Origin of the sequence: Actinomadura sp. 9N215, from assembly GCF_044326345.1 — a bacterium.
Classification (GTDB): Bacteria; Actinomycetota; Actinomycetes; order Streptosporangiales; family Streptosporangiaceae; genus Spirillospora.
The window spans coordinates 18,672-38,001 of the sequence record NZ_JBIRBA010000028.1 but is presented as its reverse complement, the minus strand read 5'-3'; the positions used below and the strand labels follow the sequence as shown (position 1 = coordinate 38,001).

At 72.7% G+C, this 19,330-nt stretch carries 18 protein-coding genes; 11 read left to right on the top strand and 7 right to left on the bottom strand.

Features of this window, described 5'->3' with window-relative positions; all coding sequences use genetic code 11:
* Positions 1-41: 41 nt before the first annotated feature.
* The gene (gene modA, locus ACH34T_RS35075; RefSeq protein ID WP_396025276.1) at positions 42-833 is read right to left on the bottom strand and encodes a molybdate ABC transporter substrate-binding protein; all 792 of its coding nucleotides are present in this window, start codon (positions 831-833) and stop codon (positions 42-44) included.
* 112 nt (positions 834-945) lie between these two features.
* Here modA and ACH34T_RS35070 point away from each other — a divergent pair, with 112 nt between their 5' ends.
* A complete protein-coding gene (locus tag ACH34T_RS35070) occupies positions 946-1,632 on the top strand; it encodes a uracil-DNA glycosylase (RefSeq protein ID WP_396025275.1) in 687 nt (228 codons plus the stop codon).
* A 125-nt stretch (positions 1,633-1,757) separates the two neighbouring features.
* Positions 1,758-2,795 carry a hypothetical protein gene (locus ACH34T_RS35065; RefSeq protein WP_396025274.1) on the top strand — a complete coding sequence of 346 codons (1,038 nt, stop codon included), beginning with the start codon at positions 1,758-1,760 and terminating at the stop codon, positions 2,793-2,795.
* On the opposite strand, the gene ACH34T_RS35060 is transcribed toward ACH34T_RS35065, so the two are convergent.
* Genes ACH34T_RS35060 through ACH34T_RS35045 form a run of 4 tightly spaced genes read right to left on the bottom strand, consistent with a single transcriptional unit; the run spans position 2,759 to position 6,643 of the window.
* Complete coding sequence (locus ACH34T_RS35060; protein WP_396025273.1) at positions 2,759-3,625, bottom strand: 1,4-dihydroxy-2-naphthoate polyprenyltransferase; 867 nt, start codon at positions 3,623-3,625, stop codon at positions 2,759-2,761. The genes ACH34T_RS35065 and ACH34T_RS35060 overlap by 37 nt on opposite strands.
* Positions 3,626-3,659: 34 nt before the next feature.
* Positions 3,660-5,384 carry an MFS transporter gene (locus ACH34T_RS35055; RefSeq protein ID WP_396025272.1) on the bottom strand — a complete coding sequence of 575 codons (1,725 nt, stop codon included), beginning with the start codon at positions 5,382-5,384 and terminating at the stop codon, positions 3,660-3,662.
* Between the two features lie 56 nt (positions 5,385-5,440).
* Positions 5,441-5,980, bottom strand: a complete 540-nt coding sequence (locus ACH34T_RS35050) for a GNAT family N-acetyltransferase (RefSeq protein WP_396025271.1) — start codon at positions 5,978-5,980, stop codon at positions 5,441-5,443.
* A gap of 54 nt (positions 5,981-6,034) precedes the next feature.
* Complete coding sequence (locus ACH34T_RS35045; RefSeq protein WP_396025270.1) at positions 6,035-6,643, bottom strand: CGNR zinc finger domain-containing protein; 609 nt, start codon at positions 6,641-6,643, stop codon at positions 6,035-6,037.
* A 100-nt stretch (positions 6,644-6,743) separates the two neighbouring features.
* Between ACH34T_RS35045 and ACH34T_RS35040 the strand changes: the two genes are divergently transcribed.
* Both ACH34T_RS35040 and ACH34T_RS35035 read left to right on the top strand, forming a co-directional pair.
* Positions 6,744-7,046: a hypothetical protein gene (locus ACH34T_RS35040; protein WP_396025269.1), complete on the top strand. Its 303-nt coding sequence runs from the start codon at positions 6,744-6,746 to the stop codon at positions 7,044-7,046.
* The gene (locus ACH34T_RS35035; protein WP_396025268.1) at positions 7,043-7,405 is read left to right on the top strand and encodes a VOC family protein; all 363 of its coding nucleotides are present in this window, start codon (positions 7,043-7,045) and stop codon (positions 7,403-7,405) included. The genes ACH34T_RS35040 and ACH34T_RS35035 overlap by 4 nt, the downstream gene beginning before the upstream one ends.
* Before the next feature lie 31 nt (positions 7,406-7,436).
* Here ACH34T_RS35035 and ACH34T_RS35030 read toward each other — a convergent pair whose 3' ends face one another.
* Positions 7,437-8,828: a PLP-dependent aminotransferase family protein gene (locus tag ACH34T_RS35030; RefSeq protein ID WP_396025267.1), complete on the bottom strand. Its 1,392-nt coding sequence runs from the start codon at positions 8,826-8,828 to the stop codon at positions 7,437-7,439.
* Here ACH34T_RS35030 and ACH34T_RS35025 point away from each other — a divergent pair.
* Both ACH34T_RS35025 and ACH34T_RS35020 read left to right on the top strand, forming a co-directional pair.
* Complete coding sequence (locus tag ACH34T_RS35025; RefSeq protein ID WP_396025266.1) at positions 8,827-9,849, top strand: DMT family transporter; 1,023 nt, start codon at positions 8,827-8,829, stop codon at positions 9,847-9,849. The genes ACH34T_RS35030 and ACH34T_RS35025 overlap by 2 nt on opposite strands.
* Positions 9,824-10,912, top strand: coding sequence for a hypothetical protein (locus tag ACH34T_RS35020; RefSeq protein WP_396025265.1), 1,089 nt, complete (start codon positions 9,824-9,826; stop codon positions 10,910-10,912). Before ACH34T_RS35025 ends, ACH34T_RS35020 begins: the two co-directional genes overlap by 26 nt.
* A 21-nt stretch (positions 10,913-10,933) precedes the next feature.
* On the opposite strand, the gene ACH34T_RS35015 is transcribed toward ACH34T_RS35020, so the two are convergent.
* The gene (locus ACH34T_RS35015) at positions 10,934-11,110 is read right to left on the bottom strand and encodes a hypothetical protein (protein WP_396025264.1); all 177 of its coding nucleotides are present in this window, start codon (positions 11,108-11,110) and stop codon (positions 10,934-10,936) included.
* A gap of 241 nt (positions 11,111-11,351) precedes the next feature.
* On the opposite strand from ACH34T_RS35015, the gene ACH34T_RS35010 reads away from it, so the two are divergent.
* From ACH34T_RS35010 to ACH34T_RS34990, 5 genes are all read left to right on the top strand, one after another.
* Entirely contained in the window at positions 11,352-12,410 is a 1,059-nt protein-coding gene (locus ACH34T_RS35010; protein ID WP_396025263.1) for a hypothetical protein, read from the top strand.
* Positions 12,411-12,785: 375 nt separating this feature from the next.
* Entirely contained in the window at positions 12,786-13,724 is a 939-nt protein-coding gene (gene dapA, locus ACH34T_RS35005; protein ID WP_396025262.1) for a 4-hydroxy-tetrahydrodipicolinate synthase, read from the top strand.
* Positions 13,725-13,797: 73 nt separating this feature from the next.
* Positions 13,798-15,483, top strand: coding sequence for a ribonuclease J (locus ACH34T_RS35000; protein WP_396025261.1), 1,686 nt, complete (start codon positions 13,798-13,800; stop codon positions 15,481-15,483).
* A 123-nt stretch (positions 15,484-15,606) separates the two neighbouring features.
* Positions 15,607-18,231, top strand: a complete 2,625-nt coding sequence (locus ACH34T_RS34995; RefSeq protein ID WP_396025260.1) for a DNA translocase FtsK 4TM domain-containing protein — start codon at positions 15,607-15,609, stop codon at positions 18,229-18,231.
* Positions 18,232-18,538: 307 nt separating this feature from the next.
* Positions 18,539-19,291: a helix-turn-helix domain-containing protein gene (locus ACH34T_RS34990; protein WP_396025259.1), complete on the top strand. Its 753-nt coding sequence runs from the start codon at positions 18,539-18,541 to the stop codon at positions 19,289-19,291.
* The last annotated feature ends 39 nt before the right edge of the window (positions 19,292-19,330 follow it).

Sequence of the window (19,330 nt, the reverse complement as noted above, 5' to 3'; positions counted from 1 at the left end):
ACCGCCGGGTGGACGGGGTGGCGAAGCCGCCTGGCCGCCGGTCACCGCGGGGTGGGCGGGGTGGCGAAGCCGTACTTGTTGAACAGCGTCTGCGCGGCCGGAGTGACCAGCCACGACACGAACGCGCCCGCGGCCTCCTCGTGGTCGCCGTCCCGGACGGCCGCCGCCGGGAAGGCCGCGGTGACGTTCACGTCCGCCGGGATGGGGACGCTGCTCGCCGCGACCCCCGCCGAGCGCAGGTCGGTGACGTAGACGACGCCCGCGTCCGCCTCGCCGGAGCGCACCCGGTCCAGGACGGCCCGCGCGCTGATCTCCTCCGAGCTCCACCGTACGGACAGCCCAGCCTTCGCGAACACCTGGCGCGTGTAGCGGCCGACCGGGACCGTCCCGGCGCCGACCACCACCCGCAGCCCGCGCCGCTCCAGGTCGCCGAGCCCGCGGACGCGCCGGGGGTTGCCGGGGCCGACGGCGATGGTCAGCGAGGTGTGCGCGACGATCCGGCGCGGTCCGCTCAGGTACTCGCCGGCCTCGTCCATTCCGGCCTTGTCGGCCGTCACCAGCACGTCGCCCGGCTCGTGGTCGGACAGCCGGTCGGTCAGCTCGGGCGAGGCGCCGAACTCGAACCGCAGCTTGACGCCGGGGTTCTCCTGGGCGTAGGCCGTCGCGATCTCGTCGGCCACCTCCGTCAGCGACGAGGCGGCCAGGACGGTGAGCGTCGTCGGCCCGGACGAGCCGCCGCAGCCCGCGCCGAGGCCCGCGACGGGGACGGCGACGGCGAGCGCGACGAGCGGCGCGAACGTGCGGAGCCGCCGCCGACGGGGGGAACCGGGCATATGGCGTCATCCTAGGGTTGCGGGGGTTGCGCTCCCGGGATTCGGGCCTGGCGTGTCAGTGCCGCGCACTAGTGTTTGCGGCGACTGGAGATCACGTTCCGGAGGCCTTGCGATGTCCCTCGACCTGATGGAAATGCTGCCCGGCGACTGGCGGGAGCGGCTCGACCCGCTGCTCGACCCGATCGCCACCGCCGCGCTGGGAGCGTTCGTCGCGGGGGAGTACGCCGGGCAGACCGTCTACCCGCCGCGCGACGACCTGTTCAGCGCGTTCCGGCACTGCCCGTTCGACGGCGCCCGCGTCCTGATCCTCGGCCAGGACCCGTACCACGGGCCCGGCCAGGCGCACGGGCTCAGCTTCAGCGTCCGCGACGGCGTCCGGCTGCCGCCGTCGCTGCGCAACATCTACAAGGAGCTGGCCACCGACCTGGAGGTGCCGGTCGCGACGTCCGGCGACCTCACGCGCTGGGCCGACCAGGGGGTGCTGCTGCTCAACGCGGTGCTGACCGTCCGCGCCGGCGACGCGGGCTCGCACGCCGGCAAGGGCTGGGAAGACTTCACCGACGCCGCGATCCGCGCGCTTAACGACAAGTCCGAGCGCGTGGTGTTCGTGCTCTGGGGCGCCTACGCGCGCAAGAAGGCCAGGCTCATCACCGGCGCGCAGCACACCGTGATCGAGTCGGCGCACCCGAGCCCGCTCAGCGCCAAGAAGTTCTTCGGGACGCGGCCGTTCAGCGCCGTGAACAAGGCCCTGGTGGACGCCGGCCTCCCCGAGATCAACTGGGGCGCGACCGCAAGCTGAGCGACGCAGAGGCGCGTGGCTGAGGGGCCTAGGACGGGTCTCTCACCCTCGCGGGGGAAGGGCCGGGGCGGTTTCACCCGGCGGTGGGAAGTGGCGCGGGCGCGGTCCGCGCCATCGTCGAGGGCATGACGGTTTCAGTTCTCACCGGTAGGGCGCCCGCCGCGGGGGCCGGGCGCGCCCGGCTGTGGGTGTGCGCGGCCACCGTCGCGGCGTGCGTCCCCTACCTGACCCTCAAGCTCGCGTGGCTGTCCGGCAGCACGGTCGGGTGGAACGACCCGGAGGCCGCCGAGAGCTCGGCCCTCTACGTGGGCAACGCGATCACGATGGGCATGGACGCGGTGGCCGTGCTGGTCGTGCTGGCGTTCACGTTCCGCTGGGGCCGGCGCATTCCGGCGTGGCTGGTGCTGACGCCGATGTGGATCGGTGCGGGGCTGCTCGCGCCGATCGCCCTCGCCGTCCCGCTCGGCTCCCTCGTGCAGGTCCTCTTCTCGTCCGAGCCGCTGACCACGTCGGACAACGCGATCCAGGGCTGGGTGTACGGCGTCGTGTACACGGGCTTCACGTTGCAGGGGCTCGGGCTTGTCACGGCCTTCGTCCTGCACGCGCGGGAAAGGTGGCCGGACGTCTTCGCCGTCCGCACCAAGGACGTCGCCAGGGGTGCGACGCATCCGCTGCAGGTGCTTCTGGCGCGCACTGCGGCCGTGTTCGCAGTCGGCTTCGCGGCCGTGCAGTTCTTCTGGGCGTTCGGCGGGACGGCGGGGCTGTCCGCAGAGGACCTCGACCACCGGGGCGCGGTCCTGCGGCTGGCGGACGGCGTGATGGGCCTGATGGCGCTGGCGGGCGCGGTGGCGCTGCTCGCGATCGTCCAGCGCAGCGGCCGTCCGGCGCGGTTCGCGGTCCCGCTGGCCGGCGTGTGGATCGGCGCGGGCGCAACGTTCACCTGGTCGTTCTACGGGCTCATCACGCTGCTCAGCCAGCCGGAACTCCTCGCCACGGACTCGGCGAGCGCCCTCAACCTGACGAAGCTCTGCGGGCTGCTCGCCGGGCTGCTCATGGGCGTGACCGGCGCCGTCCTGCTCGCCGAGCGGGACGGCGGCGGCGCGGGCGACAGGGGCGACGCGGACGCTCAGAGCGCGAGCCCGACCGCCAGCAGCACGCCGTAGGCGATCTGGAGCCGGCTGGTCTCGCCCAGCACGGGGATCAGGGCGGGGCCGGCCGCGCCGTTCAGCACCTTCTGCGTCGGCGGCAGCGACAGCGGCGCGGCGAGCAGCGCGATCAGCGCCCACGGACGCGGCGCCGCCAGCGACAGGACGATCATGAACGGCAGCGCGGTGCACGCCGCGTACAGGACGCGGGTCCAGCGGTCGCCGAGCAGCACGGCGAGGGTCCGCTTCCCGGCCTCGCGGTCGGTGGGGATGTCGCGCAGGTTGTTCGCGACGAGCAGCCCGCAGGCCAGCAGCCCGATCGGCACTGCCGCCGCCCACGCCTCCCACGGCAGGCCCTCCACCTGCACGTATGCCGTCCCGACGACGGCGACGAGGCCGAAGAAGACGAACACCGACACCTCGCCGAGCGCACGGTACCCGTATGGCGTCTTCCCGCCCGTGTAGAACCAGGCCGCGAGGATCGCGAACGCGCCGACGAGCAGCAGCCACCACGTCGTGACGGCGGCGAGCACGAGCCCGGCGACGGCGGCGGCGAGGAAGCAGCCGAGCGCGGCGGCGAGGACCTGCTTCGGCGGCGCGACCTTCGACCCGACGAGGCGGAGCGGGCCGACGCGCTCCTCGTCGGTGCCGCGGACGCCGTCGCTGTAGTCGTTGGAGTAGTTCACGCCGATCTGCAGGACGAGCGCGACGGTCGCGGCGAGCACCGCGCGCCACCAGACGGCGCCGTCCTGACCGGCGGCGACGCCCGTGCCGACGACGACGGGGACGAGGGACGCGGGCAGGGTACGGGGCCGGGATCCGGCGACCCATTGGGACAGCGTGGCCACAGTTACCGCTCGTTCTCGTGGGGCGACAGGGGGACTATCCCTTCGATTCTTCCCGATGATGATCTGAGTTGTTTTCATCCGGCCCTTCACCGGGACCGGTGCGGGCGCGTTCGACCGAGGATGAAAATGACTCACCGCTCGGACGCAGGCGCAGTGAGACGGCGAGGCCGAGGGCGAGGATCGCGGCGGTGGTGAGGGCGGCGTTCCTGGTCGCGACGGCGAGGCTCGCGTCGGCGGCGCGGGCCTCGGTGGCCCGCGCGGGCGTGTCGTGCAGCTCGCGGGCGTACGTCCCGGCGCTCTCGCGCAGGTCGTGGGTGATGGCGGCGCGTTCCTCCGGCGGGAGCGGGGAGCCGGCGAGCCGGTCGGTCATCGCGTGGCCGAGGCTCGTCGCGAACACCGTCCCGATGGCGGCGATGCCGAGCGCCGCGCCGACCTGCCGGGCCGTGGACTGGGTGCCGGACGCCTGGCCCGCCTGCGCCGGCGGGACGTCCGCCAGCGACACGTTCGTCAGCTGCGCCGCCGTCAGGCCGAGGCCCAGCCCGTACAGCAGCATCCACGGCGCGAGCCCGAGCCCGCCCGTCGACGCCGACACGGTGACGCCCAGCGCGACGACCGCCGCGACCTCCAGCACCATGCCGAGCTGCACGACCCGGTGCGCCCCGCGCCGGTTGGCGAGCCTGCCCGCGTACCCGCCGGACAGGAACGCTCCGGCGGCGAGCGGCAGGATCGCGACGCTGATCTCCAGCGGGTTCGTGCCGTGCACGCCGAGCAGGAACAGCGGCAGGACGAACAGCAGCCCCAGCTCGCCGACGTTGATGAGGGCCGACGCCAGGTTCCCGCGCCGGAAGTTCGGGATGCGGAACAGGTCCAGGTCGAGCAGGACGGGACGTCCCGCCGCGGCCCGCGTCCGCTCGACGACGACCAGCGCCGCCAGCAGCACCAAGCCCAGGGCCAGGACGACCGGGACGGGCGAAAGCCCCGACTCCGGCCAGTCGAACCCGGCCGTGGAGAACGGGCGCGTCGCGGCCCACCAGCCGTACGTCTGGCCCTCGATGATCCCGCACACCAGCGCGCCGAGCCCGAGCGTGGACAGCAGGCCGCCCGCCCAGTCGATGTCGCGCCGCGCGCTTCCTGGCCGGGACTGCCGGGTCTCCGGCATCAGCCACAGCGCCCCGGCGATCAGCGCGGCGCCGAGCGGCAGGTTGACCCCGAACGCCCAGCGCCAGCCGCCGCCGGTGGCGAGCGCACCGCCCGCGAGGGGGCCGAGCGCCGCCATGCCGCTGATCATCGAGCCCCAGATCCCGAACGCGACGGCGCGCTCCCGCCCGGTGAACACCGCGTTCACCGTCGACAGCGTCGCCGGCATGATCATCGAGGCGCCGACGCCCTGCAGCGCGCGGGCGCCGATCAGCGCCGAGCCGTCGCCCGCGGCCGCCGCGCCGACGCTGGCCGCCGCGAACACCGCCACGCCGAGGACGAACATCCGCCGCCGTCCGAACAGGTCGCCCGCGCGGCCGAACGGGATCAGCAGCGCGGCGAACACCAGCGCGTAGATCGACGTGACCCATTCGGCGTCGCTGGTGGTGAGGCCCAGGTCCGTGACGATCCGCGGCATCAGGACGCCCACGATGGTGGCGTCCACCACGATCAGCGAGACGCCCAGGCTCATGACGACCATGCCGAGCCAGCGGCGGCGTCCGGAGGCGGGCTCCGCGGTCGCGGGCGCGCGCGGCGGCGTCAGGGAGGTGGACTCGGGCACGGCTTCAAAGATATGGCCGGGTCGGGAGCGGTCCGCACCGGCCCCTGCCCAACCGATCAGGCGCTGATGTCGGTGTGCAGGCGGATCTGGCGGACGGGGTCGCCCATGTCGAGCGTGCGTGCCGTCCCGTCGGGCGCCCATCCGGCCGAGCCGAGGAACGTGCGCGTGACCTCGTCGTCCTCGAACGTCCAGGTGGTCAGGGTGGCGAAGCCGTCCTCGCGGAGGAGGTCGACGGTCGCGGCGAGCAGCCGGCTGCCGTGCCCGGCGCGGACGTGCGGCGGGTCGACCAGCAGCGTGATCAGCTCCGCGGCCTCGGCCGGGTCGAGGTCCGGGTCCTCGGCGGGGGCGTGCGCGGCGAACCCGACGACGAGGTCGGACGCGACGGCGACGAGCAGCCGGTGCCGCGGGCTCGGCGGCGCCGTCGCCGCCTCCATCCACTTCTCGCGCCACACCTCGACCGCGGCGGGCCCGGTGACCTCGGCCAGGACGCCGGCGGGCAGCAGGTCGCGGTAGCCCTGCCGCCAGGCCCGCACCTGGATGTCGGCGACGGCGGCCGCGTCCGCCCGTCGCGCGGGGCGCACTCCGACATCGGCCATGACGTGGCACGTCCTCTCGGTCCGGGATCAGGCCCAGCCTAGGTGCGGCGTCGCCTAGGCCCGGCGGCGGGCGCGGTAGGCGCGGGTCTTGGTGCGGTTCCCGCAGACGCGCATGGAGCACCAGGAGCGGGACCGGTTCTTGGACGTGTCCAGGAACGCCCAGCGGCAGGTGTCCTCCTGGCAGACCTTCAGCCGGGGCCAGGTCCCGGCGGCGACCGAGTCCATGATCGCGGCGGCGATGCGGGCCAGGCCTGCGGCGGCCGTGCCCGGCGGGTCGGCGGGGACGAGGCCCGGGGCGCCGCGCGGTCGCGTCCCGCCGAGCGCGACGCGCAGGGGCAGGGCGGCGAGGGCGTCGTCGAGGTCGTCCGGGAATTCCGGGAAGTCGGTCTCCCGCGGCCCGTGCTGCGCCGGCCCGTGGTGCGCGGACTCGTGGTGTGCAGGCCCGTGGTGCTCCGACATGGCCTCGCGGAGCCCCTCCCGGAGCGCGGTCGCGGTGGCCAGCTCGGCGCCAGACGCCCCCGTCCCGTCCGGGACGAGCCCGCGCCCGGCCAGCCACGCGGCGAGCTGGGCGGGCGTCGTCAACTCGTCCTCGCCGTCTTCGATGTTGAGCGTGTTGACGAAGTCCGTCAGCAGCAGCGCGGGGTCGTCCTGAGCCTCGGCCATCACCCCTCCTGCCTGTTCGGGAGCAGCCTACCAATGAGGAACACCGGTATTCGCATTTTACTGGTTGCATCCAAACGACACCAGCGTTAGTGTTTAGCCGGTGTCAACGAACGGGAGGACGATCATGAAGGCGCTGGCGTACCTCGCCGGACCGGCCCGGCGGCACGCATGGGCCGAGCGCGAATACGCGAAGCTGCAGGCCGACCTGGTCGAGGCGAGGCTCACCGCCCGGGGGCGGTCGATCGAACGCGCCGGGCGGGTCCGCCGGTGGCTGCTCGACGGGGTGCCCGAGCGGATCGGCGCTCGGCGGCGTCCGGTGCGTCCCGCGCCCGATTGCAGGCGCGCCGCCGCCCGCTCAGCGCGCTCCGCACACGTCCTGCGGACGGCCGGGGGAGCGCGATGACCGCCATCACCCCGAAGGTCACCACCGTCGTGTTCGACTGCACCGACCTGGACGTCATGGAGGCCTTCTGGGGTGCGCTGCTCGGCATGAAGACGACCTCGCGCGAGGACGAATGGCTCGACCTGCAGCCCCTCGCCGGCGACGGGCCCGTGCTCGCGTTCCAGCTCGTCCCCGAAGGCAAGACGATCAAGAACCGGGTCCATCTCGACCTGGACGTTCCCGACGTCCACGCGGCGGGGGAGCGGGCGCGGCGGCTCGGCGCGACGCCCGCCGGAGAGCCGATGGGCGATCCGCGGACGCCCTTCCAGGTCTGGCACGACCCCGAAGGCAACGAGTTCTGCTTCTGCACCGCCTCATGAGCGCCGCCGCCTCATGAGGCGGGCCGTCGCGCTACGAGCGGAGGACGGCGGTGAGGCGGCGGACGCCCTCCGCCAGTTCCGGCTCCGACGACGCCGTCCCGTAGCTGATCCGCAGGTGCGGGGCGGGGGCCTCGGCGGGAAAGAAGGGCCGCCCCGCGCTGACCAGGACACCTGCGCGCAGGGCGGCCTCGGCCAGCGCCGTGTCGTCCACGCCGTCCGGCAGCCGCGCCCACAGGTGCAGACCGCCCGCCGGACGGTTCACGCGCAGCTCGGGCAGGTCGCGGGCGAGCGCGGTCAGGAGCGCGTCGCGGCGCGACCGCAGCGCCGCGCGGACGGCGCTCAGATGCCGCGGCCAGCCGGGCGAGCTGAGCAGTTCGAGCAGCGCCTCCTGCAGCGGCCTGGCCGGGAAGAACTCCTCCACCAGCTGCGTCGCGCGGATCCGTTCGGCGACCGGGCCGCGCGCGATGACCGCCGCGATCCGCAGGCTCGGCGCCGTGGCCTTGGTCAGCGACGCGATGTGCACGACCCGTCCGTCGCCGTCCCGCGCGATCAGGGGCGGCGGGGGCGGGACGATGCCGAGGTGCCGCGCGTAGTCGTCCTCGATCACGAACGCGCCCGCCGCCCGCGCCACCTCCAGCACCTGCCCGCGCCGCTCGTCGCCCAGCACGGCGCCCGTCGGGTTGTGGAAGGTCGGCTGGCAGTAGAAGACCCGCGCGCCGGTCATCGCGAACGCCTCGGCGAGCAGATCGGGACGGACGCCGTCCGCGTCCACCGGCACGGGCACCGGATGCAGTCCGTTCGCCCGCGCGACCGCGAGGACGCCCAGGTACGTCGGCGACTCGACCAGCACGGGCGCGCCCGGCGGGAGCAGCGCCCGCAGGACGGTCGTCAGCGACTGCTGCCCGCCGCTGGCGATCACCACGTCGGCGGGGGAGACGGCGCCGCCGACCGTCCGGGCGAACCAGGCGCGCAGCTCGGGCATCCCGCCGAGCCGGGGCATCTCCCAGGCGTCCGGCCGCCGGGCCGCCCGCGCCGCCGCCGTGGCGAGCGCCCGCGTCGGCTGGAGCGTCGGATGCAGGTAGCCGCCGCTGAGCGCGACGACGCCCTCCGGCGCCGGGGTGAGCAGCCACGATATCCCGGCCGAGTCGACGGACCGGTCGCCGAGCGCCAGCGCCTGCCAGCCGAGGTCGGCCGGTTCGGCGGCGGGCTCGCGGCGCCCGGCGGCGAACGCGCCGCTGCCCGGCCGCGTCACCACCAGCCCCTCGGCGGCCAGCAGGCCCAGCGCCCGCGACACCGTCACCGGGCTGACCCGGTGCCGCTCGACCAGGCTCCGGCTGGACGGCAGCCGCTCCCCGGCGCTCATCCGGCGTACGTCGGCGCGCAGCGAGTCGGCCAGCGCCGCCACACTGCTATCGTGTTTCATGAAGACGAAGGATAGCGCTACTGCCCCCGCGCCGATAGCGGACACCGGCCCCGGACCCGGCCTCTGGCTCGCCGCCGTCGGCGTCCTGGTCTTCTCCTTCACCATCCCCAGCACGGTCCTGGGGCTGGAAGGGCTCGACCCGTACCTCATCGGCGTCGGCCGCGCCGCCGCCGCGAGCGTCCTCGCCGCCGCCGTCCTGCTGGCGGTGCGGGCCTCGCTTCCGCGCCGCGACCAGCTGGCGGGGTTCGCGGTCGTCGTCGCCGGGGTCGTCTTCGGGTTCCCGGTGTTCAGCACGCTCGCGCTCGACCACGGCGCCTCGTCCGCCCACTCGGCCGTCGTGGTCGGGCTGCTGCCCGCCGTCACCGCCGTGTTCGGCGTGCTGCGCGCGGGGGAGCGGCCGTCCGCCGCGTTCTGGTTCGCCGGAGCCGCCGGCGCCGTCTGCGTCACCGGGTTCACGCTGATCCGCGGTTCGGGCCATTTCACGGCCGCCGACCTGCTGCTGTTCGCCGCGCTGGTCACCTGCGCGGCCGGCTACACCGAGGGCGCGCGGCTCGCCCGCGACATGCCGGGCTGGCGCGTCATCTCCTGGGCGCTCGTGCTGGCCGCGCCGATCACCGTCCCGGTGACCGGCTGGCTGCTCGCCACCACCGGCCCCCACTGGACGGGACGCGCCACGCTCGGCTTCGCCTACGTCGCCGCCTTCTCCGCCTACATCGGCTTCTTCGCCTGGTACGAGGGCCTGGCGCGAGCCGGGATCGCGCGCGCCAGCCAGGTCCAGCTCACCCAGCCGGTGCTGACCCTGCTCTGGTCGGGGATCCTCCTCGGCGAGGAGATCGACGCCACGACCGCGCTGGCCGCCGTCGCCGTGCTGGTCTGCGTGGCCGTCACCCAGCGCACCCGCGTCGACCGTGCGGCGGACGGTTTGCGGGATGCGACCCCGTCGCGCACGATGGAAGAGGGAGCGTCAACGAGCGATGACTTCCGGGGGGTCGTCCATGGCCGACAAGCCGACCGTTCCTGAAGGCGGACCGACCGTTCCTGAGCGCGAAGCGGTCGTTGCCGAGGGCGGGCTGACCGTCCCCGAAGGCGGGTTCTGGCCCGCGCCGGAGATCCCGCAGCCGAACATCTACCCGATGGAGTGGCGGGTCGAGACCGACAAGCTCGCCGCCATCTACGAGAAGTCCAAGCGCGTTGTCTGGAACCCCGCCGACCTGCCCTGGGACGACCTCCGCCCCGGCGACTTCACGCCGGAGCAGCGCCTCGGGGTCATGTACTGGTTCGCGGTCCTCGCCAACTTCGACGCGTCCGGGCCCGCCGTCTTCGCCCGCGCCACCATCCACGCGTTCGAGCAGCACGAGGAGGACCCCGTCCGCAAGTGCTTCTTCTCGATCACGCGGGACGAGATGAACCACGAGGAGTGCTGCCAGCGCACCATCGCGAAGCTCTGGCCCGGCGGCCCCCTCGACTGGCAGCCCGGGACCGACCTGGAGAAGGCCGCGCACAACAACATCGGCTGGCTCTACCACAACGGCGGACGGTACTGGCAGGGCTACAACACGGCCGTCCGCAAGTACTCGCTCGCCGTCCTGTTCACGAGCTTCATGATGGGCGAGATGGCGGCGTCCACCCTCTTCCGCGGTATGGCGACGGGCACGCGCCACCCGGTGTTCGGCGAGATGTTCCAGAAGATCGGCCGGGACGAGTCGCGGCACCTGCAGATCTGCATGACCATCCTGGACAAGGAGTGGCCCGGCCTCACCGAGGACGTCAAGGGTCAGATCACCAAGCAGCTCCGCGCCGGTTTCGTGTTCCTGTCGATGATCCTCTGGGAGCCGCCGGACGGCTTCTGGGACCTGCCGCCCTATTTCCTCGCCAACCACCGCGTCCTGATGGGGCACGCCCGCGACGCCGGGCTGGGCGTCCTGTCGTTCGAGGAGCAGGCGGAGAACTGGAAGCTCGCCATCGCCCGTATTCGCGCCATCGTCGAACGCTGGGGCATCGAGTTCCCCGCCATCCCCGAGCTCGACATCTCCGGGGTCGAGGTCACCGTCATCGACCCCGAAGACATCATCCCCGTATTTTGATCATGCTCCTGACCGCGCGTTTCAGTCTTTGACGATCTGGGCGAGCAGGGTGACGACGCCCACGCCCACCCCGATCGGGATGGCGAGCCACGGGGCGGCGGCGGTCAGCGCGGCGGCGCCGACCGCCGCGAGGATGATCACGAGGGCGCGTGTGCTGATCAGAGGTCTGGGTTCGGCCTGGTCCGGTCGTACTCGCATGTCGGCTCGACCTCCATCCCGGTAGACGGGTGAGAACCGGGCGGCCCCCGTCGAGACCGGTGGGCCGGCGACACCGGGCCGCCTGGTCGTCACAGGGTTCCCCCGGTGTCAACCGACCGCCGCGCGCGGCGCGCGATCACGTCCCATTCGTGGACGTTTCATGGGCGGACGCAGGGCGGCGCGAGGCGGAATCGAGGGACGGCGCGTCCGATCCGCCGGTTCTATCCGGGATCATTGCGAGATGGCAAAGGACGGGCGGGTTCGTGGTGGACCGGGCAGGGCGGTGCTGCGCTGGACGGGCTGGGCCGCGGCCTACGTGCTCGGCCTGGTCGCGCTCGTGTTCGCCGGGGCGTGGACGTGGTGGCAGCAGGAGCCGGAGGCGCGCGGCACCGAGGCGAACGCGCTGTGGGCGCGGCACCAGTGGGTCGGCGAGCCGCACACCGACGCCGAATACCGCGCGCTCGGCGACCTGCTGAAGCGCAACCGCATCACCGACGTGTACTTCCACACCGGCCCCTTCGAGGCCGACGGGACGGTCCCCGCCCACAAGTACCGCTACGCCCGGCAGCTGATCGAGGCCGTCCGCAGGTACGCGCCGGGCGTGCGCGCGCAGGCGTACCTCGGCCAGATCCGGATGGTGGACGGAGACGGCGTCATCGACCTGGACGACCCGAGGGTCCGCGACCAGGTGCTCAAGACCGACGCGGCCTTCCTCGATCTCGGGTTCGACGGCATCCACTACGACTTCGAGCCGATCTACCCCGACGACCACGCCTTCATGACGCTCATGGAGCGGACCAGCGAGCTGACCCGCTCGCGCGGCAGGCTCCTGTCGGTGGCGCTGGAGCAGCAGACGCTCGTCGACGAGGCCCAGCCCGTCTACAAGGCGCTGCTCCCGCGCGGCGGCAGGTACCACGAGCCGCCCCGCCCGACCGGGGACTTCCTGCGCGACGTCGCCGCCCTCGCCGACCAGGTCGCGATCATGACCTACGACGTGTCGCTGCCGACCGGCGCCCTCGCCGGATGGCACTTCGCCCGCCACACCCGCACCACGCTGGAGCTCATCGGCGACCGCACGACCGTGTTCATGGGCGTCCCCACCTACCGTCCGCTCATGCACTGGTCGGAGGACCTGGAGGTCGCGCTGCGCGGCGTCCGGCGCGGCATCGACGACCTGAAGCGCCCCCCGAAGCGCCCGTACGGCGTCGGCGTGTACGCGGACTGGACCACCGGCCCGGAGGAATGGGCCCACTACCGCTCCGCCTGGCTCCCCCGAAACGCGCAGACCCCCAGCGACTGAGAAACGAGCCCCGCGCGGCTGACCGCCCAGATTCCCAGCGGCTGAGAACGAGCCCCCCGCGCGGCTGACCGCGTAGATCCACAGCGGTCGAGGAACGGTCCCATCCGCCGCCGGGTTTCGTGATACCGCACGTCCGGCCGCAGGTGACGACCGCAAGGTCACGTTACGCAACCGAGTCCGGGAAGTGGCCGGACTGACCCCGTAACGCGGCATTTGCGTGCCACGATGTGGAGGTGGAGCCGTCGCCACGCGTACCCCCGAGCGTGTGGCGGCGGCTTCTTCCACGCCGCGTCCAAGAACGCCTTCGGGCCGGCTTGGATGCCAGCTTGGACCTGCGGGTCCACCTGGTACGGCCGGAACGGTACCGTTCGGTGCATGGCACCCAGCACAACACCTGACGCTCCGTTCGGGCGGATGCTGACCGCGATGGTCACCCCGTTCCTGCCCGACGGCGGCGTCGACTACGACGGCGCCGCGCGCCTCGCGACCCACCTGGTCGACGAGCGGCGCCACGACGGCCTCGTCGTCAACGGGACGACGGGCGAGTCGCCGACGACGAGCGACGACGAGAAACAGCAGCTTCTGCGGGCGGTCCTCGACGCGGTCGGCGACCGCGCCGTGATCGTCGCCGGTGCCGGAACCAACCACACGGAGCACACCCTGAAGCTCGCGCGGCAGGCCGAGGCCGCCGGCGCGCACGGTCTGCTCGTGGTGACGCCGTACTACAACAAGCCCCCGCAGGAGGGCCTCATCCGCCATTTCACGGCGGTGGCCGACGCGACGGACCTGCCGGCCATGCTGTACGACATCCCGAGCCGCGCCGGCGTGCCGATCCAGAACGACACGCTGACGCAGCTCGCCGAGCATCCGCGGATCGTCGCCGTCAAGGACGCCAAGGGCGACCTGTTCGGCGCGTCCAGGGTCATGGCGGAGACCGACCTCGTCTGGTATTCCGGCGACGACGTCCTGAACCTGCCGTGGCTGTCGGTCGGCGCGGCGGGGTTCGTCAGCGTGGTGGGGCACGTCGTCGGCGTCGAGCTGCATGAGATGATCGAGGCACACCGTGCCGGCGAGCACGCGCGTGCGCTGCAGATCCATCGGCGGCTGCTGCCCGTGGTCGCCGCCATCATGACCCGTACGCAGGGCGCCATCGCCGTCAAGGCAGCGCTGAACCTGCTCGGCCTTCCCGGCGGCGGCCCGCTCCGCGCGCCGCTCGTGGAGGCCTCGCCTGAGTTCGCGGCGCGCCTGCGTGAAGACCTCACGATAGGGGGAGTCAAAGTGCCTGAGGTCGTCATCTCGGAGGTCGCCCGATGACCGCAGCGAAGCGAGGATCTTCGGGCGACCGGTCCGGGGGCCTGGGGGTCGCCCCCCAGAAAGGTGGGGCCCGGTGAGTCATCCTCACCCGGAGCTCTCGGACCCGCCCGCCCCGCCCGAGGGCGGGCTGCGCATCGTCGCGCTCGGCGGGCTGGGGGAGATAGGCCGCAACATGACGGTGTTCGAGTACGGCGGCCGCCTGCTCGTCGTCGACTGCGGCGTCCTGTTCCCCGAGACCGAGCAGCCCGGCGTCGATCTGATCCTGCCCGACTTCGAGTACATCAGGGAGCGCCTGGACGACATCGAGGCCGTCATCCTCACGCACGGCCACGAGGATCACATCGGCGCCGTCCCGTACCTGCTGCGCGAGCGCCGCGACGTCCCGCTGGTCGGCTCGAAGCTGACGCTGGCGCTCATCGAGGCCAAGCTGACCGAGCACCGCATCAAACCCGTCTCCGACGTCGTCGTCGAGGGCGAGCGGCGGACGTTCGGCCCGTTCGACATCGAGTTCCTCGCCGTCAACCACTCGATCCCGGACGCGCTCGCCCTCGCCGTGCGCACGCCCGCCGGGCTCGTCCTGCACACCGGCGACTTCAAGATGGACCAGCTCCCGCTGGACGGCCGGCTCACCGACCTGCCCGGCTTCGCGCGGCTCGGCGGCGAGGGCATCGACCTGCTGATGTCCGACTCGACCAACGCCGAGGTGTCCGGCTTCGTCACCAGCGAGCGCAACATCGGCCCGGTCGTGGACGAGGTGTTCCGCACCGCGCAGGAGCGGCTCATCGTCGCCTGCTTCGCCTCGCACATCCACCGCGTCCAGCAGGTCCTGGACGCCGCCGTCGCCAACGGCCGCAAGGTCTGCTTCGTCGGCCGGTCGATGGTCCGCAACATGGGCGTCGCGCGCGAGCTCGGCTACCTCACCGTCCCGGACGACATCATGGTCGACCAGAAGGACCTGGACGACATCCCCGGCGACCGGCTGGTCCTGGTGTGCACCGGGTCGCAGGGCGAGCCGATGTCGGCGCTGTCGCGGATGGCGAACCGCGACCACTCGATCCGCATCACCGAGCGCGACACCGTGATGCTCGCGTCGTCGCTGATCCCGGGGAACGAGAACGCCGTCAACCGCGTCATCAACGGGCTCACCCGGTGGGGCGCGCGCGTCATCCACAAGGGCAACGCGCTCGTGCACGTGTCCGGGCACGCGTCCGCGGGCGAGCTGCTGTACGTGCTGAACGTGACCAAGCCCGCCAACTTCCTGCCGATCCACGGCGAGTGGCGGCATCTGCGCGCGCACGCCAAGCTCGCCGCGCTGACGGGCGTCCCCGACGAGGGGATCGTCATCGCCGAGGACGGCGTCGTCGTCGACCTCGTGGACGGCCGCGTCAAGATCGTCGGCGCCGTCCCCGCCGGATACGTGTACGTGGACGGCCTGTCGGTCGGCGAGGTCACCGAGACGTCGCTGAAGGACCGGCGGATCCTCGGCGAGGAGGGCTTCGTGTCGATCGTCGTCGGCATCGACTCGACGTCCGGCAAGCTCGTCGCCGGGCCGGAGGTGCACGCCCGCGGCGCCGGCATCGTCAACGAGGACTTCGAGGAGGTCATCGAGCGGATCCAGGGCGTGCTGCGGGACGCGGCCGGCGACGGCGTCAACGACCTGCACCAGATCGGCCAGCTCATCCGCCGCACCGTCGGGAAGTGGGTCAGCGACAACTACCGCCGCCGCCCGATGATCGTCCCGGTGGTCGTGGAGGTGTAGCCCGGGCAGTCCGCCCGGGGCGGTCCGGGTCCGGGCGGACGGGTAGCGGAACGGGCGGGCGCTCGTCAACACGCCCGTCCGTCATCCCGGGAACCTATGTGGTCCTTGGTTACTCTCATAACCATGGCCACACGTGCGTCTGGGGGAGCGAAAGCCTCTTCGCGTGCGGGGGGCAGCACGGCTCGCAAGTCCGCGGGCTCGTCCCCCCGGAAGCGTTCGAGCGGCGGCTCCCGGGGGGGCCGCGGCTCGGGCCGTGGGCGTTCCCCGCAGAAGCCCGACCCGATCTCCCAGGCGGTGCTCGGGTTCTTCAAGCTCCTGTTCAAGCTGTACCTGCTCGCGGCGGTCGCGGTCGGGTCGGTCTTCCGCGCCTACGGGCACGGCGCCCGCAACCTCGACGCCGAGCACCGGCGCGACGGGCTCGGGCTCGCGCTGCTCGGCTCGTCCATCGTGCTGGCCTCGGTCACCTGGTTCCGTCCTGACGGCGTCGTCACGATCGCGCTGGAGAAGGTCGTGCGCGGCGGCCTCGGCGTCATGGCGATGGCGCTGCCCGTCCTGCTGGCGCTGCTGGCGTGGCGGACGCTGCGCCACCCCGAGCACCACGAGGACACCGGGCGCATCGTCATCGGCGTGACCGCGCTCGCCGTCGGCGTGCTCGGCATCCTGCACATCGCGGCGGGCGTCCCGTCGCCCGCGAAGGACATGGACGGCGTCCGCGAGTCGGGCGGCGTCGTCGGCTGGGTCGTGTCGGCCCCGCTGGACGCGGCGCTGAGCGGCTGGGTGGCCGTGCCGCTGCTGCTGCTCCTGTCCGGGTTCGGGCTGCTGGTCGTCACCGCGACGCCCATCAACCGCGTGCCCGAGCGGATGTCCGACCTGTGGGCCGTGGCGACGCTGCAGGGCCGCCCGCAGCGCCCGTCCGAGGACGCGAAGGAGGGCGACGCCGAAGGCGAGGCCCCGAAGAAGCGCCGCCGCAAGAAGAAGGCCGACAAGGAGGACGGCGACGAGCTGGAGGTCGGCGAGCACTCCCGGCCCTACGACACGCCCCTGCTGGAGGACGACCCGAAGAAGGCCGACCGTCCGCGGCGCGACCTCGCCGACGAGCTGTTCGAGCCCGACCCGTTCCAGCCGGACGTCCCGCCGCCCGCCCAGCCGGCCGACGACGCCCCGCCGCCCGGTGAGCGCGACGAGCACGTCGCGGGAGCCGACCCGGCGCACCCGGGCGCGGACGTGCCCGACCCGACGCCCGCGCCGCGCCGCTCCGAGCAGCTGCCGCTGTCGTCGTCCGGCGAGATCTACGTGCTGCCCGATTCGTCGGCGCTGCGTCCCGGCAGCGTCACCAAGCCGCGCACCAAGGCCAACGACACGGTCGTGAACGCGCTGACCGGCGTGCTGGAGCAGTTCGACATCGACGCGCAGGTCACCGGGTTCACCCGCGGCCCGACGATCACCCGGTACGAGATCGAGCTCGGCCCGGCGGTGAAGGTCGAGAAGGTCATCGCGCTGACCAAGAACATCGCCTACGCGGTGAAGAGCGCGGACGTGCGGATCATCTCCCCGATCCCCGGCAAGTCCGCGATCGGCGTGGAGATCCCGAACACCGACAAGGACATCGTCAGCCTCGGCGACGTGCTCCGCTCGCCCGCCGCGACCAACGAGCACCACCCGATGATCGTCGGGCTGGGCAAGGACGTCGAGGGGCGCACCGTCGTCGCGAACCTGGCGAAGATGCCGCACATCCTCATCGCGGGCGCGACCGGCGCGGGCAAGTCGACGTGCATCAACGGGCTCATCACGTCCGTGCTGATGCGCGCCACGCCCGACGAGGTCCGGATGATCCTCGTCGACCCCAAGCGGGTCGAGCTGACGATGTACCAGGGCATCCCACACCTCATCACGCCGATCATCACGAACCCGAAGAAGGCCGCCGAGGCCCTCGAATGGGTCGTCGGCGAGATGGACCGCCGCTACGACGACCTCGCCGCGTCCGGGTACCGGCACATCGACGACTTCAACAAGGCGGTGAAGGCGGGCAAGCTCAAGCCGCCGCCGGGCAGCGAGCGCGTCTACACGCCGTACCCGTACATGCTCGTCATCGTGGACGAGCTCGCCGACCTGATGATGGTCGCGCCGCGCGACGTGGAGGACTCCGTCGTCCGCATCACGCAGCTCGCCCGCGCCGCCGGGATCCACCTCGTGCTGGCGACGCAGCGTCCGTCGGTGGACGTGGTGACCGGGCTCATCAAGGCGAACGTGCCGTCCCGGCTGGCGTTCGCGACGTCGTCGCTGTCCGACAGCCGCGTCATCCTCGACCAGCCGGGCGCGGAGAAGCTGGTCGGGCAGGGCGACGCGCTGTTCCTGCCGATGGGCGCGAGCAAGCCGATGCGCATCCAGAACGCGTACGTCGCGGAGAAGGAGATCCACGGGATCGTCGACCACTGCAAGGGGCAGATGGAGGCGAAGTACCGGGACGACGTCGCCGCGGCCGCTGGGCCGAAGAAGGAGATCGACGAGGAGATCGGCGACGACATGGACCTGCTCGTCCAGGCCATCGAGCTGGTCGTGTCGACGCAGTTCGGGTCGACGTCGATGCTGCAGCGCAAGCTCCGCGTCGGGTTCGCCAAGGCCGGCCGCCTCATGGACCTGATGGAGAGCCGCGACATCGTCGGCCCGAGCGAGGGCTCCAAGGCGCGGGACGTCCTGACGAAACCGGACGACCTCCCGGGCGTGCTCGCGGAACTCCGCGGCGGCTGAGCGCGGTGACCGAGCTCGGAGCCGCGCGTCGGCGACCGTCCGCGTCGGCGACCGAGCAGCGACCGACCGGCGACCTGGGCGGCGACGAGCGGCGATCGGGGCTGCGGGTCGGCGGCGGGCGAAGCGACGCTCAGGTGGCTCGGAGGCGGCACCGAGGCGACGCCGAGGCGGCGGCCGCCGGGGCATTGCGGAATGATGCGAAATCTTGCCCTGTTTCGAACGTGTTGGCTGTCGCTCAACGGGCATGGCGCTTCCTAGACTGGTGTCGCAGAAGATCGGCGACGAGCGCCCGCGAAGGAGGCCCGGCGTGAGCATCGGTGAGACCTTGGCGGAAGAGCGACAGCGGGCCGGTCTCTCGGTGACACAGGTGAGCCTCCAAACGCGGATACGCGAGACCGTCATCCGCGGCGTGGAGGCCGACGACTTCTCCGCCTGCGGCGGCAACTTCTACGCGCGCGGGCACATCCGCAGCATCGGCCGGGTCATCGGCATCGATCCGGAACCGCTCGTCGCCGAGTTCGACGCGACGCACGGCGGCGCGCCGCAGCCGGTCTCGGCGGTGTCGGCGTTCGAGCCCGAGCAGCCCGTCGCGTTCCGCGAGCGCAGGTCGCCGAACTGGAGCGCCGCGATGGCCCTGGCGCTCGCCCTCGTGATCATCTACGGGGTGTTCCAGGTGATCGGGCAGACCGGCGGCGGCGAGCGGCGCACCGCGCAGCAGGTCGCCGGGACGCCCGCGCCTTCGGCCCCGGCGCCAACGTCCGCGCCGCCGAAGAGCGACGGCCCCGTTGCGGTGGCGCCGCGCACCAACGTCCAGGTGCGGGTCGAGGCCAAGCGCACGACGTGGCTGAACGTCCGCGGTGACGACGGAAAGACGCTGTTCAGCGGCATGCTCCGCGAGGGCGAGCAGAAGGACTTCACCGCCAGGAAGAAGGTCCGGCTCGTGGTCGGCGTGGGCGGCAGCGTCGACCTGACCGTCAACGGCAAGGACATCGGCTCGCCCGGCAAGGGCAAGGGCGTGCAGCGGTTGAGCTTCGACCGGAACGACCCCGAACCCGCCTGACCGGCCGCCCCGGCGATCGTCCGCGCGAGGTCCGCGCGG

What these genes read in the sequence shown, in the direction of transcription:
- modA (WP_396025276.1), bottom strand. Translation starts at nt 833, where the DNA reads ATGCCCGGTTCCCCCCGTCGGCGGCGGCTCCGCACGTTCGCGCCGCTC.
- ACH34T_RS35070 (WP_396025275.1), top strand. Translation starts at nt 946, where the DNA reads ATGTCCCTCGACCTGATGGAAATGCTGCCCGGCGACTGGCGGGAGCGG.
- ACH34T_RS35065 (WP_396025274.1), top strand. Translation starts at nt 1,758, where the DNA reads ATGACGGTTTCAGTTCTCACCGGTAGGGCGCCCGCCGCGGGGGCCGGG.
- ACH34T_RS35050 (WP_396025271.1), bottom strand. Translation starts at nt 5,980, where the DNA reads ATGGCCGATGTCGGAGTGCGCCCCGCGCGACGGGCGGACGCGGCCGCC.
- ACH34T_RS35045 (WP_396025270.1), bottom strand. Translation starts at nt 6,643, where the DNA reads ATGGCCGAGGCTCAGGACGACCCCGCGCTGCTGCTGACGGACTTCGTC.
- ACH34T_RS35035 (WP_396025268.1), top strand. Translation starts at nt 7,043, where the DNA reads ATGACCGCCATCACCCCGAAGGTCACCACCGTCGTGTTCGACTGCACC.
- ACH34T_RS35025 (WP_396025266.1), top strand. Translation starts at nt 8,827, where the DNA reads ATGAAGACGAAGGATAGCGCTACTGCCCCCGCGCCGATAGCGGACACC.
- ACH34T_RS35030 (WP_396025267.1), bottom strand. Translation starts at nt 8,828, where the DNA reads ATGAAACACGATAGCAGTGTGGCGGCGCTGGCCGACTCGCTGCGCGCC.
- ACH34T_RS35020 (WP_396025265.1), top strand. Translation starts at nt 9,824, where the DNA reads ATGGCCGACAAGCCGACCGTTCCTGAAGGCGGACCGACCGTTCCTGAG.
- ACH34T_RS35015 (WP_396025264.1), bottom strand. Translation starts at nt 11,110, where the DNA reads ATGCGAGTACGACCGGACCAGGCCGAACCCAGACCTCTGATCAGCACA.
- ACH34T_RS35010 (WP_396025263.1), top strand. Translation starts at nt 11,352, where the DNA reads ATGGCAAAGGACGGGCGGGTTCGTGGTGGACCGGGCAGGGCGGTGCTG.
- dapA (WP_396025262.1), top strand. Translation starts at nt 12,786, where the DNA reads ATGGCACCCAGCACAACACCTGACGCTCCGTTCGGGCGGATGCTGACC.
- ACH34T_RS34995 (WP_396025260.1), top strand. Translation starts at nt 15,607, where the DNA reads ATGGCCACACGTGCGTCTGGGGGAGCGAAAGCCTCTTCGCGTGCGGGG.